The organism is Achromobacter sp. FW305-C-13 (genome assembly GCF_058783475.1).
On the sequence record NZ_JBYSYN010000003.1, the window covers coordinates 659545 to 672093 of the forward strand.

Here is a 12549-nt window from a genome sequence, read left to right on the forward strand (position 1 = left end):
TAAGACCCATCCCCCCACCGATGAACAAGGCCGCACTTACGATCGCTGATCGGATCGCCCGGGCTCAGCCCGCGCTGAGCCGGACGCAGCACAAGATGGCCGAGTACGTGCTGGCGCACCAGTTCCGCGCCGCCACGATGACCATCGACGAGTTTGCGGCGGCGGTAGGGGTGTCGGTGGCCACGGCCAACCGCTTTGCGCGCGCCCTGGACCTGCCGGGCTATCCGCAATTCCGCGCCGAACTGGCGCGCGGATTCGAAGCCGCGCTGGAACCCGTCGAAAAGCTGCGTACCGAACTGGCGCATTCCGCCAGCGCCGTGCAGATCTTCGCTGCCACGCTGGAAGAAGACATCCGCAACGCGCAGCGCAACCTGCAATCGCTGGATTCGGCCGCCTGTGAGCAGGCGGTGGAAGCCATCCTGGCCGCCGACCGCGTGTTCATCATTGGTTTCGGGGCCAGCGGCTTTCTGGCCGGCCTGCTGCAACGCGGCCTGTGCATGAGCCTGCATTCCGTCGAATCGTTGGCCGGTCCCGGCGGCGTGTCGCACGCGGCACGCCAGATGTCGCGCATGACCGCCAAGGACCTGGTGATCGCTATCGGTTTCCCGCGCTATCTGGCCGACACCGTGACGCTGGCCGCCGCCGCCAAGCAGGCTGGCGTGCCCGTCCTGGTGCTGACCGACAAACCCACGTCTCCGCTGGCGCCCACGGCATCCGTCGTGCTCTACGCGTTTTCCGCGCGCCAGCTGATTCCCAATTCCGAAACCGCTGCGCTGGGGCTGATCGAAGCCCTGTCCGCCGCGGTGGCCTATCGGGCCAAGAATTCCGTCGCGGCCGCTGCTGGGGTGACCCAGTCCGTGATGCCGTGGCTTATCCATGGAGTAGGTAAACGATGATTCAACCCGTGATTGCCATTCACGGTGGCGCCGGCGCGATGTCCCGCGCGGCCATGTCGCCCGAGAAAGAACAGGAATACCTAGCCGCCCTGGAGTCCATCCTGACCGCCGGCCAAGCCGTGCTGGCCCGTGGCGGCAGCGCCCTGGACGCCGTTACCGAAGCCGTGCGCCTGCTGGAAGATTGCCCGCTGTTCAACGCCGGCCATGGCGCCGTGTTCACCAGCGCCGGCACCCACGAACTGGATGCCGCCATCATGGATGGCGCCACGCTGCGTTCGGGCGCCATCGCCAACGTGAACTGCGTGCGCAACCCTATCTTTGCTGCGCGCAAGGTCATGGAAACCAGCAAGCACGTGTTCTTCGTGGGCGAGGGCGCTGAAACCTTCGCACGTGACGCGGGCCTGGAAATCGTCGATCCGTCGTATTTCTCGACCGAAGCCCGCCGCGAACAACTGCTGCGCGTGCAGCGCGAAACGCCGGAAGCCGCCGTGCTGGATCACGACGGCCAGGCCATGGTCGCGCGCGGCCAGCCCGCACCGGCCGATCCGCTGGATGCCGACAAGAAGTTCGGCACGGTCGGCGCGGTGGCCGTGGACGCCCAGGGCAACCTGGCGGCTGCCACCTCCACCGGCGGCATCACCAACAAGCAGGTCGGCCGCGTCGGCGATGCGCCGTTGATCGGCGCCGGCACCTACGCCAGCAACAAGACCTGCGCCGTCTCCACGACGGGCACCGGCGAGATGTTCATCCGCATGGTCTCGGCTTACGACGTGGCGGCACAGATGGAATATTGCGGTGCGTCGCTGGAAGCGGCGGCGGATCGCGTCGTGATGGAAAAACTGCCCACCATCGGCGGCAAGGGCGGCCTGGTGGCCGTCGACGCCCAGGGCAATGTGGCGTTGCCTTTCAACACGGAAGGCATGTATCGGGGTTACGCCCGCGTGGGCGAAAAGCCGGTTACCGCGATCTATCGTTAAGCGGCAACGGGTTCGTTTTTTCAGTATTTGGGGATATTAAAGAGATGGTTGATCGCGCAAACAGCCTGGCGCTGCCGGAAAACCGCGTGGTCCAGGTCGACGACCTGACGGTGCGCTTCGTAGGTTCGGAGCGCACGGTCGAAGCCGTGCGCAACCTGTCGTTCCATGTGGACCGGGGTGAAACCCTGGCCATCGTGGGCGAATCGGGTTCGGGCAAGTCGGTGACGTCCCTGGCACTCATGCGTCTGGTGGAACATGGCGGCGGCCGCATCGCCCAGGGCAGCATGGCCCTGCGCCGGCGCAACGGCTCCGTGATCGACCTGGTCGGTTCCAGCCAACGCGTGATGCGCAATGTGCGTGGCGCGGACATGGCCATGATCTTCCAGGAGCCGATGACCTCCTTGAATCCGGTGTTCACGGCCGGCGACCAGATCGCCGAATCGATCCGCCAGCACCAGGGCAAGGACGCCGCAGCCGCGCGCGCCGAGGCGCTGCGCATGCTGGAACAGGTGCGCATTCCGGAAGCCAAATCGGTGCTGGACCGCTATCCGCACCAGTTGTCGGGCGGCATGCGCCAGCGCGTGATGATCGCAATGGCGCTGGCCTGCAAGCCGGCGCTGCTGATCGCCGACGAACCCACCACCGCGCTGGACGTCACCATCCAGGCGCAGATCCTGCAATTGATCCGTCAGCTGCAGGAAGAAATGCACATGGGCGTGGTGTTCATCACCCACGACATGGGCGTAGTCGCGGAAGTGGCCGACCGTGTGCTGGTCATGTATCGCGGTGACAAGGTCGAGGAAGGCCCGTCGGAACAGGTCTTCTCCGCACCCAAGCATTCCTACACCAAGGCGCTGCTGTCGGCGGTGCCGAAGCTGGGCGCCATGGAAGGCACCGATTTGCCCGCGCGGTTCCCGTTGCTGCAGGTCGAAGGCCAGGCACAGCCCGTGGCCGAACCCGGCGTCACCAGCACGCAGGAAGTGCCGGCCGCCAAGCGCGAGCCGATCCTGAGCGTGCGCAACCTGGTGACGCGCTTCGATCTGCGCGGCGGTATCCTGAGCCGCGTGCAGCGTCGCGTGCACGCCGTGGAACAGGTCAGCTTCGACCTGTACCCGGGCGAAACGCTGTCGCTGGTGGGCGAATCCGGCTGCGGCAAGTCCACGACCGGCCGTTCGCTGCTGCGTCTGGTGGACAGCCAGGGCGGCGAGATCAAGTTCGGCGGGCGCGACATCGTGCGCCTGAAGAACAGCGAACTGCAATCCCTGCGGCGCGACATCCAGTTCGTGTTCCAGGACCCGTTCGCGTCGCTGGATCCGCGCGTCACGGTCGGGTTCTCCATCATGGAGCCGCTGTTGGTGCACGGCGTGGCCAAGGGCCGCGATGCCGAGCGCCGCGTGTCTGAATTGCTGGAGCGCGTGGGCATGCCGCCGGAAATGGCGCAGCGCTACCCACATGAATTCTCGGGCGGCCAGCGTCAGCGCATCTGCATCGCGCGCGCGCTTGCCCTGAACCCGAAGGTCGTGATCGCGGACGAATCGGTGTCGGCGCTGGACGTGTCGATCCAGGCCCAGATCGTGAACCTGCTGATCGACCTGCAGCGCGACATGGGCATTTCGTTCCTGTTCATCTCGCACGACATGGCCGTGGTCGAACGCGTCAGCCATCGCGTGGCCGTGATGTACCTGGGCCAGATCGTCGAGATCGGCCCGCGCCGCGCCATTTTCGAGAATCCGCAGCACCCGTATACCAAGAAGCTGATGTCGGCCGTGCCGATCGCCGATCCGGCGCGCCGCCATCTGAAGCGCACCTTGCTGTCCGATGAAATCCCCAGCCCGATCCGCAAGCTCGGCGACGAGCCGGTGGTGCAGCCGCTGGTGCAGGTTGGAACCGATCACTTCGTTGCCCGCCATCCGGTCGGCGGCGCGTATTGATTCCGTTGTCGTACTTGTTTTTCTTCCACCAAACCCCCTAATTCCATTTTGGAACCAGGAGTTGCAATGATGAAAGTTCTGCGCCCCACCAAGCTGATGGCCGCCGCTGCGGTGGCCTTCGGTGTGCTCACTTCGCCGTTGGCGTTTGCTGCCAAGGACGTGACGTTTGCCGTCTCCATCGCACTGGAAACGCTTGACCCGTACAATACCAACAGCACCCTGAACCAGGCGGCCGGCAAGGCCTACTACGAAGGCCTGTTCGAATTCGACAAGGACCTGAAGGTCCAGAAGGTCCTGGCGACCGACTACACCGTCAGCGAAGACGGCCTGGTCTACACGTTCAAGCTGCGGCCCGACGTGAAGTTCCACGACGGCACCGACTTCAACGCCGAAGCGGTCAAGATCAACTTCGATCGTCCGGCCAACCCGGAAAACCGCCTGTCGCGCTACATCCAGTTCAGCGTCATCGAAAAGATCGACGTGGTGGATCCGCTGACCGTCAAGATCACGCTGAAGAAGCCGTTCTCGGCCTTCATCAACGCGCTGGCCCACCCGGCCGCCATGATGATCTCGCCGGCCGCCCTGGCCAAGTACGGCAAGGAAATCGGTTTCCACCCGGTGGGCACCGGCCCGTTCGAATTCGTCGAATGGAAGCCGGCTGAATACCTGAAGGTCAAGAAGTTCGACGGCTACTGGAAGAAGGGCTACCCGAAGGTCGACACGCTGACCTTCCGTACCGTGACCGACAACAACACCCGCGCCGCCGTGGTGCAGACGGGCGAAGCGCAGTTCGCTTTCCCGGTGCCGTTCGAACAGGCCGCCGTGCTCTCGAAGAACGACAAGCTGGACGTGGTCGATCATAAGAACTCGATCATGGCCCGCTACCTGTCGATGAACACGCAGCAAAAGCCGTTCGACAACGTCAAGGTGCGTGAGGCGATCAACTACGCCATCAACAAGGAAGCCCTGGCCAAGGTCGCTTTCTCGGGCTACGCCACCATCGTCGACGGCGTCGTGCCGACCGGCGTGGACTTCGCGCACAAGACCGGCCCGTGGCCGTACGACATCAAGAAGGCCAAGGCCCTGCTGGCTGAAGCCGGCTACCCCAATGGCTTCGAAAGCCAACTGTGGTCCGCCTATAACGACGGCACCTCGGTGAAGGTGGTCCAGTTCCTGCAGCAGCAACTGGCGCAAGTCGGCATCAAGGTGTCGGTGGAAGTGCTGGAATCGGGTCAGCGCGTGCAGCGCGTCCAACAGGTGCAGAAGCCGGAAGACGCCAAGGTCCGCATGTACTACGCCGGCTGGTCGTCCTCGACCGGTGAAGCCGACTGGGGCCTGCGTCCGCTCCTGACCACCGCCGCGTTCCCGCCGGTGCTGAACAACGTGTCGTACTACTCGAACAAGTCGGTGGACGACGGCATTCAGCTGGCGCTGGCCACGACCGATCGCGCCAAGAAGACGGAAATCTACAAGAACGTTCAGGAAACCATCTGGAAGGACGCCCCGTGGGCCTTCCTGGTGACCCAGAACAACCTGTACGTAAAGTCGAAGAACCTGTCGGGCGTGTACGTGGAACCGGACACCTCGTTCTGGTTCGGCGACATCGAACTGAAGCAGTAAACCTAGCAGTCACTCTCAGGGCCTTCGGGCCCTTGTAAGGCCACATACGGCGGGGGCGCGGTGTCCCCGCCGATGTTGCAGGAATTTCAATGCTGACCTACATCGTCAAACGTCTTTTGGGCATGATCCCCACGCTGCTGTTGGTAGCCGTGGTCGTGTTCCTGTTTGTGCACATGCTTCCGGGCGACCCGGCGCGACTGGCCGCGGGCCAGGAGGCCGACCAGCAAACGGTTGAGCTGGTGCGCAAGGAACTTGGGCTGGATCTGCCCCTGCCGCAGCAGTTCGTGCGCTATTTCAGCCATATGCTGCAAGGCGACCTGGGTACCTCGCTGCGTACCAAGCGCCCCGTCTCGACCGAGATTTCCGACCGCTTCATGCCCACCCTGTGGCTGACGATGGCCAGCATGGCGTGGTCAGTGACCTTCGGCATGATCATCGGGATCGTGTCGGCCGTCTGGCGTAACCGTTGGCCCGACCGCCTTGGCATGACGCTGGCGGTGTCAGGCATCTCTTTCCCCGCGTTCGCGCTGGGCATGATGCTGATGCAGGTGTTCTCCGTGAACCTGGGCTGGTTGCCGACCGTCGGCGCCTCTAGCTGGAAACACTACATCCTTCCGTCCCTCACGCTGGGCGCCGCGGTGGCCGCCGTGATGGCGCGCTTCACGCGAGCCTCGTTCGTGGAAGTCATCCAGGAAGACTTCGTGCGGACCGCCCGCGCCAAGGGCTTGACCGAACGCCGCGTCGTGATCAAGCACGCGCTGCGCAACGCGCTGATTCCCGTCGTGACCATGATGGGCTTGCAGTTCGGCTTCCTGCTGGGCGGCTCGATCGTGGTCGAGACGGTGTTCAACTGGCCCGGCCTTGGCCGTCTGCTGGTCGACGCCGTGACCCAGCGCGACTATCCGGTGATCCAGGGCCTGGTGCTGCTGTTCTCGCTGGAATTCATCCTGATCAACCTGATTGTCGACGTGCTCTATGGCGTCATCAATCCCAGCATCCGTTACAAGTGAGGCGGCCATGAGCAATACGACACCCGCCACGACCATCGCCGCTGTTCCCAAGAACGACGTGCGCACGCCCGCCACCGAGTTCTGGCGCAAATTCAAGAAACAGAAGCTGGGCGTGGGCGCCGGCATCTTCGTCCTGCTGCTGGTCGTGGTCGCGGTCTTCGCGCCGTGGATCGTGCCGTTCGACGCCGAGAACTTCTTCGACTACGACGCGCTGAACGCTGGCCCGTCGCTGACCCACTGGCTGGGCGTGGATTCGCTGGGCCGCGACATCTTCAGCCGCATCGTCATGGGCGCGCGGATCTCGTTGGCGGCGGGCTTTTTGTCCGTGGCCATGGGCGCCATCGTCGGCACCTTCATGGGCCTGATGGCCGGTTACTACGAAGGCTGGTGGGAACGCATCACGATGCGCATCTCGGACGTGCTGCTGGCATTCCCCGGCATGCTGCTGGCCATCGGCGTGGTCGCCATCCTGGGCTCCAGCATGGTCAACGTGATCGTGGCCGTGGCCGTGTTCAGCGTGCCGGCGTTCGCCCGCCTGGTGCGCGGCAATACGCTGTCGATCAAGCAGATGACCTATGTCGAAGCGGTCAAGAGCGTGGGCGCGTCCGACTGGACCATCATCATGCGCCACATCCTGCCCGGCACGATCTCGCCGATCGTGGTGTACGGCACGATGCGTATCGGCACGTCGATCATCACCGCGGCCAGCCTGTCCTTCCTGGGCATGGGCGCATCGCCTCCCACGCCGGAGTGGGGCGCGATGCTGAACGAGGCGCGCGCCGACATGGTGATCGCCCCGCACGTGGCGATCTTCCCGGCGCTGGCGATTTTCCTGACGGTGCTGGCCTTCAACCTGCTGGGCGACGGCCTGCGCGACGCGCTCGACCCCAAGATCGACCGCAAGTAAATGAGTGCCGCGCCGCGCCGCGCCGCCCCTTTTCGGGGGCAGCTATCCCAAAAGGGGGCGGCGTCAGGCGGCAGGCTCTTCTCGCCGCCGTCCTCGTTTGGATCATGCGCCCCAATTGGGGGCGCATGAGTCGAACGAAGGGCGGCGGCGTTTTGCATTAAGGAGCGTGGCGACACGCGGCAACCATGGATAAACAAGCGCACGAATTTCCCCGCATCGGCGTGCTGCCGTCGGGCCCGCTGGATACGATCTGCGACGTGGGCGATGTCACGGTCGGGCACTGCACGCTGGCCGATGGCCCCCTGCAGACCGGCGTGACCGTGGTGCGCCCGCACGGCGGCGACCCCTATCTGGACAAGGTGCCCGCCGCCGCGACCATCCTGAACGGTTTCGGCAAAAGTACGGGCCTGGTCCAGGTGCAGGAACTGGGCGTGCTGGAAACGCCCATCGCGTTGACCAACACCTTTGGCGTGGGCACCGTCGCCAACGCGCAGATCCGCCAGGCGGTGGCGGCCAACCCCGGCATTGGCCGTGGCATGGCGACCGTGAACCCGCTCGTCTTTGAATGCAATGACGGCTATTTGAATGACATCCAGGCGCTGGCGGTGCAGGAATCGCACTATGCCGAGGCTTGCGCCAACGCTGCCAAGCCGTTCGCGCAAGGCGCCGTCGGCGCGGGGCGCGGCATGTCGTGCTTTTCCTTCAAGGGCGGCATCGGCTCGGCGTCCCGCGTAGCCGCCATCCAGCCCGGCCTGCGCTACACCGTGGGGGCCCTTGTGCTGTCCAACTTCGGCCGCTTGCCCAACCTGACCGTGGCGGGCAGGCCGTTCGGCCGCCGGCTGGCGGACCAGCTGGATCGTGGCCTGGCGCAGCAAGGCGAGAACGCGGTGATCGTGCCGGAGAAGGGCTCCATCATCTTGCTGCTGGCCACCGACGCGCCGCTGGATGCGCGCCAACTGCGCCGGCTTTCCTTGCGTGCGGGCGCCGGCCTGGCGCGCACCGGCTCGGTGTTCGGCCATGGCAGCGGCGACATCGCGCTGGCGTTTTCCACCGCTTATACGATCCCGCAACTGGCCGAGCAGCCGATGCCGGCCGTCGCCATGCTGCATGAAACCCGCATCGACCCCTTGTTCGAAGCGGCCGCCGAGGGCTGCGAACAAGCCATCATTTCCGCGCTCTGGCATGCCGACGGCGTGACCGGGCGCGACGGCCATTACCGCGCCGCCATCCGCGACGCGGCGCCCCAGTGGCGCCAGTGGCTGTCCGACACCGCATTCTGAATCCCCTGAGGGCTGATCCCATGAAGATCCTGATTTCCACCGATATCGAAGGCGTCGCCGGCGTCTTCCATGCTGAACAAGTCCGCGCCGGCAACGGCGAATACGAGCGCGCCCGCGCGTGGATGACCGCCGAGGCCAATGCGGCCGTGCAAGGCGCGATCGCCGGCGGCGCCGAAGAGATCCTGGTCAACGATTCGCACGGGGGCTTTCGCAACCTGCTGCCCGACGGCCTGGACGAACGCGCCCGCCTGGTGCTGGGCAAGCCGCGCTACCTGGGCATGATGGGCGGGCTTGAAGAAGGTTGCGATGCCGTCTTCATGATCGGCTACCACTCGCGCTCGCAAGGTCGCGGCATCCTGGCCCACACGATCAACAGCTTCGCGTTCTCGCGCGTGTTCATCAACGGCATGGAACTGGGCGAAGCCGGCCTGTACGGCGCGCTGGCCGGCGAGATGGGCGTGCCCGTCATCCTGGGCACGGGCGACGACGTCTTCATTTCGGAAACCCGAGACACCTTCCCCGGCGCCGAATGGGTGCAGACCAAAGTGGCGCATGGGCAGGGCAGCGGCATCACCCTGTCCCCCGCGGCTTCCCGCCGCGCCATCGCGGCCGCAGCCGAAACCGCCGTGCGCAACCTGAAGAAGCAGGCCCCCGTTCCTTTCCGCATTCCCGCCCCTATAGAATGCCGGTTGCAGACGCAGAGCGCGGCGCTCGCCGACCTGTTCTGCATGTGGCCCACGCTGGAACGCGTGGACGGCGTCACCTTGCGATTCACCACGGATAGCATGCAGGCCGCCGTCCGTACGCTGAACAGCCTGGCCGCCATGTCTTTCATGTTGCGCTAAGGATCCCATCCCCCATGTCTAGCACCGACGCCCGTATCGCCCAATTGCGGCAGGCCATGAGCCGCCGCGGCCTGTCCGCCTATATCGTCCCGTCTTCGGACCCGCACCTGTCCGAGTACCTGCCGGCGCGCTGGCAAGGGCGGCGCTGGCTGTCGGGCTTCACGGGGTCGGTGGGCACTCTCGTCGTCACGGCAGATTTCGCCGGTCTGTGGGTGGACAGCCGCTACTGGGTGCAGGCCGAGGCGCAACTGGCCGGCACGGGCGTGCAACTGATGAAGATCGCCCTGGCCTCGACCCCCGGGCACGTGGACTGGCTGGCCGCCAACACGCGGGCGGGCGACGTCATCGGCGTGGACGGCCAGGTGCTGGGCCTGGGCGCCTTCCGCGCCCTGTCGGTGGCCGCGGCCACCTCCGGCGCCACGCTGGAAATCCGTGCGGACCTGTTGGACGAGGTCTGGACGGACCGCGCTGGCCTGCCGGACGCCAAGATCTATGAGCACGTGGCGCCCGAGGCCTGCGTAAGCCGTGCCGACAAACTGGCGCAGGTGCGCGACGGCATGCGCGCGCAGGGCGCCGACGTGCACTTCATCTGTACCGTGGACGATATCGCCTGGCTGCTGAATCTGCGCGGCGCCGATGTGGACTACAACCCCGTGTTCGTCGGCCACGCGCTGATCGGCCTGGACCATGCCACGTTGTTCGTGGCCGACGGCAAGGTTGACGACGCGTTGCGCGCCACGCTGGCCGCCGACGGCGTCGAAGTGGCGGGTTATGCCCAGGCCGCCGATGCCTTAGCCTCGCTGGAACTGGACCAGAAGCTGCTGATCGATCCGGCGCGCGTGACCTGCGGCGTGTTCCACGCCATGGATCCGGCCGTGCCGCGCATCGAAGCGATCAATCCGTCCACGTTGCTGAAGTCCCGCAAGACCGACGCCGAGCTGGCCCATGTGCGCCAGGTGATGGCGCAGGACGGCGCGGCGCTCTGCGAATTCTTTGCCTGGTTCGAAGGCGCGCTAGGCAAGGAAACCATCACCGAACTGACGATCGACGAGCAGATCACCGCCGCCCGCGCGCGCCGGCCGGCCTATGTCTGCCCCAGCTTTGCCACCATCGCCGGTTTCAACGCCAACGGCGCCATGCCGCATTACCGCGCCACGCCGGAATCGCACGCCACCATAGAAGGCGACGGCCTGTTGCTGATCGATTCGGGCGGCCAGTACCTGGGCGGCACCACCGACATCACCCGCGTGGTCGCGGTGGGCACACCCAGCGCCGACCAGAAGGTGGACTTCACGCTGGTGCTCAAGGGCATGATCGCGCTGTCGCGCGCTTCGTTCCCGCGCGGCACCCCGTCGCCCATGCTGGACGCCATCGCGCGCGCGCCGATCTGGGAAGGCGGTGCGGAGTACGGCCACGGCACCGGCCACGGCGTGGGCTACTTCCTGAACGTGCATGAAGGCCCGCAGGTCATTTCGTACCGCGCCATGCCGGGCCCGCACACGGCGATGGAGCCGGGCATGATCACGTCGAACGAACCGGGCATCTATCGCCCGGGCCGTTGGGGCGTGCGCATCGAGAACCTGGTGGCCAACCGCAGCTGGCTGACGTCCGAATTGGGCGAATTCCTGTGCTTCGAAACGCTGACGCTGTGCCCCATCGACACCCGCTGCATCGAGCCGTCGCTGATGCGCGCCGACGAGACCGCCTGGCTGAACGACTATCACAAGACGGTGTTTGAACGCCTGTCGCCTTTGGTCGAAGGCGAGGCGCTGGCCTGGCTGATGCGCCGTACCGCGGCGATCTGACCGTCAAGGTCAAGCCCATGAAAAAGGCCGCGGGCGTCATGCCTGCGGCCTTTTTGCTTGTGGGGGCGGTTAGCGCGGGCGGGCGTCAGCCTTCCGACGGGGCTGTTGCCCGGGGGTAGAAAAGAAGCCTGCCGATCAGGCAGCCCAAGGCCAGCAGCGCGGCGTAGATCACGAGCGCCACGACGGGCGCCATCGGCGATAGCGCCGCGTGGATCAATTGATCCCAGGTCATCGCCCGGACGATCAGGAATCCGACCCCGACGCCCAGCGCCTGGGCCAGCCAGAACGCGAGCGTGCCGTGGGCCACCGCCCGGCCCAGCCGCGCCGCGCCGATGGCGCGCGGCAGGAGGTTCCGGCAGAGCAACGCGCACAGCGCCAGCAGGATCACCGGCAGCGCCAGGTAGCCCAGCAAGTATGCCGTCCAGCCCGCGCTCAGGGACTGCATCTGCAGGAAGCCGCCCAGCGAGATCGAGACGCTCAGTTGCCAGATAAGCACGGTCAACCCGGTGATCCAGGCAGCGTGGCGCCGGTCGTAGGCGGGGCCGCCGGCCGGGCCGGCAGGCTGCACGGTCCAGGCGGCGATGCGCACGACGATGCACAGGCCGATGATCTCCAGCACGATGGTCACGACCCGCACGATGAGGCCCAGCGCCATGAACTGGCCGACGACGCCGACGCCCGACCACGCTTCCAGCATGTCGCGGTTGTTCATGACGAACAGCATCAGCGCGTTGTGCAGGAAGGCCATCGCGGCGGCCACGGCCAGCGTATAGACCAGCATCAGGGCGATGAAGGTGCCGAACAGCTTGCGGGGCTCGTCGACCGCCGTCGTATTGTTGCGCGCCAGCCAGCGGCGCATGGCGCCCCACGTGGTCAGCCCGGCGATCGCCGCCGCCGCGGCGATGTGCGCCAGGAGCGGGGCCAGGAACTGCGGCTCGGTCTGCATCTCCTGCATTTGCAGGGACTGCGGCAGGCCGAACATCGTGTAGGCCTGGACAATGGCGGCATATGCCAGGCGCAGCAAGACGGCGGTCAGCGCCAGTCGCCACGCGAGCGAGGTGGGGGATCGGGCGGCATCGGTCATGGGCAGGGGCGCGAAGTGTTGAGAAAAAACAGCAGGTAAAAAAATTAGGGATCGAACATAGCACGATGCCACGCCGCGCCATGCAACGCGCTGGCCGTCGGCGCGTTTCGAGTGCTGCCAAATGTTACGCGTGATCGCTAGGGGAAAACCCAAATAACCTTCGCCTCCCGGCTATAATCCAAATTTCCCGCACG

The 12549-nt window shown here is 65.7% G+C and carries 10 protein-coding genes; 9 read left to right on the forward strand and 1 reads right to left on the reverse strand.

Annotated features, from left to right (window positions below; translation table 11 throughout):
• Positions 1-20: 20 nt before the first annotated feature.
• From AC3WMU_RS21970 to AC3WMU_RS22010, 9 genes are all read left to right on the forward strand, one after another.
• On the forward strand, positions 21-896 hold the full coding sequence (locus AC3WMU_RS21970) for a MurR/RpiR family transcriptional regulator (protein WP_006223876.1): 876 nt from the start codon (positions 21-23) through the stop codon (positions 894-896).
• Positions 893-1873 (forward strand): isoaspartyl peptidase/L-asparaginase family protein, encoded by a 981-nt coding sequence (locus AC3WMU_RS21975; protein ID WP_006223877.1) that lies wholly within the window; start codon positions 893-895, stop codon positions 1871-1873. The genes AC3WMU_RS21970 and AC3WMU_RS21975 overlap by 4 nt, the downstream gene beginning before the upstream one ends.
• Before the next feature lie 44 nt (positions 1874-1917).
• Positions 1918-3804, forward strand: coding sequence for a dipeptide ABC transporter ATP-binding protein (locus tag AC3WMU_RS21980; RefSeq protein WP_006223878.1), 1887 nt, complete (start codon positions 1918-1920; stop codon positions 3802-3804).
• Between the two features lie 66 nt (positions 3805-3870).
• Complete coding sequence (gene gsiB / locus AC3WMU_RS21985) at positions 3871-5424, forward strand: glutathione ABC transporter substrate-binding protein GsiB (protein WP_006223879.1); 1554 nt, start codon at positions 3871-3873, stop codon at positions 5422-5424.
• Positions 5425-5513: 89 nt separating this feature from the next.
• On the forward strand, positions 5514-6434 hold the full coding sequence (gene gsiC, locus AC3WMU_RS21990; RefSeq protein ID WP_006223880.1) for a glutathione ABC transporter permease GsiC: 921 nt from the start codon (positions 5514-5516) through the stop codon (positions 6432-6434).
• A 7-nt stretch (positions 6435-6441) separates the two neighbouring features.
• Positions 6442-7341 carry a glutathione ABC transporter permease GsiD gene (gsiD, locus tag AC3WMU_RS21995; protein ID WP_006223881.1) on the forward strand — a complete coding sequence of 300 codons (900 nt, stop codon included), beginning with the start codon at positions 6442-6444 and terminating at the stop codon, positions 7339-7341.
• A 185-nt stretch (positions 7342-7526) separates the two neighbouring features.
• Positions 7527-8621, forward strand: coding sequence for a DmpA family aminopeptidase (locus tag AC3WMU_RS22000; RefSeq protein WP_492282975.1), 1095 nt, complete (start codon positions 7527-7529; stop codon positions 8619-8621).
• A 20-nt stretch (positions 8622-8641) separates the two neighbouring features.
• Entirely contained in the window at positions 8642-9466 is an 825-nt protein-coding gene (locus AC3WMU_RS22005) for a M55 family metallopeptidase (RefSeq protein WP_006223883.1), read from the forward strand.
• 14 nt (positions 9467-9480) lie between these two features.
• Positions 9481-11271 (forward strand): aminopeptidase P family protein, encoded by a 1791-nt coding sequence (locus AC3WMU_RS22010; protein WP_492282976.1) that lies wholly within the window; start codon positions 9481-9483, stop codon positions 11269-11271.
• An 85-nt stretch (positions 11272-11356) separates the two neighbouring features.
• On the opposite strand, the gene AC3WMU_RS22015 is transcribed toward AC3WMU_RS22010, so the two are convergent.
• On the reverse strand, positions 11357-12355 hold the full coding sequence (locus tag AC3WMU_RS22015; protein WP_492282977.1) for a hypothetical protein: 999 nt from the start codon (positions 12353-12355) through the stop codon (positions 11357-11359).
• Positions 12356-12549: the final 194 nt, after the last annotated feature.

Bases quoted from the DNA above. Each gene is read 5' to 3' on its own strand.
- AC3WMU_RS21970 (WP_006223876.1), top strand. From the start codon at position 21: ATGAACAAGGCCGCACTTACGATCGCTGATCGGATCGCCCGGGCTCAG.
- AC3WMU_RS21975 (WP_006223877.1), top strand. From the start codon at position 893: ATGATTCAACCCGTGATTGCCATTCACGGTGGCGCCGGCGCGATGTCC.
- AC3WMU_RS21980 (WP_006223878.1), top strand. From the start codon at position 1,918: ATGGTTGATCGCGCAAACAGCCTGGCGCTGCCGGAAAACCGCGTGGTC.
- gsiB (WP_006223879.1), top strand. From the start codon at position 3,871: ATGATGAAAGTTCTGCGCCCCACCAAGCTGATGGCCGCCGCTGCGGTG.
- gsiC (WP_006223880.1), top strand. From the start codon at position 5,514: ATGCTGACCTACATCGTCAAACGTCTTTTGGGCATGATCCCCACGCTG.
- gsiD (WP_006223881.1), top strand. From the start codon at position 6,442: ATGAGCAATACGACACCCGCCACGACCATCGCCGCTGTTCCCAAGAAC.
- AC3WMU_RS22000 (WP_492282975.1), top strand. From the start codon at position 7,527: ATGGATAAACAAGCGCACGAATTTCCCCGCATCGGCGTGCTGCCGTCG.
- AC3WMU_RS22005 (WP_006223883.1), top strand. From the start codon at position 8,642: ATGAAGATCCTGATTTCCACCGATATCGAAGGCGTCGCCGGCGTCTTC.
- AC3WMU_RS22010 (WP_492282976.1), top strand. From the start codon at position 9,481: ATGTCTAGCACCGACGCCCGTATCGCCCAATTGCGGCAGGCCATGAGC.
- AC3WMU_RS22015 (WP_492282977.1), bottom strand. From the start codon at position 12,355: ATGACCGATGCCGCCCGATCCCCCACCTCGCTCGCGTGGCGACTGGCG.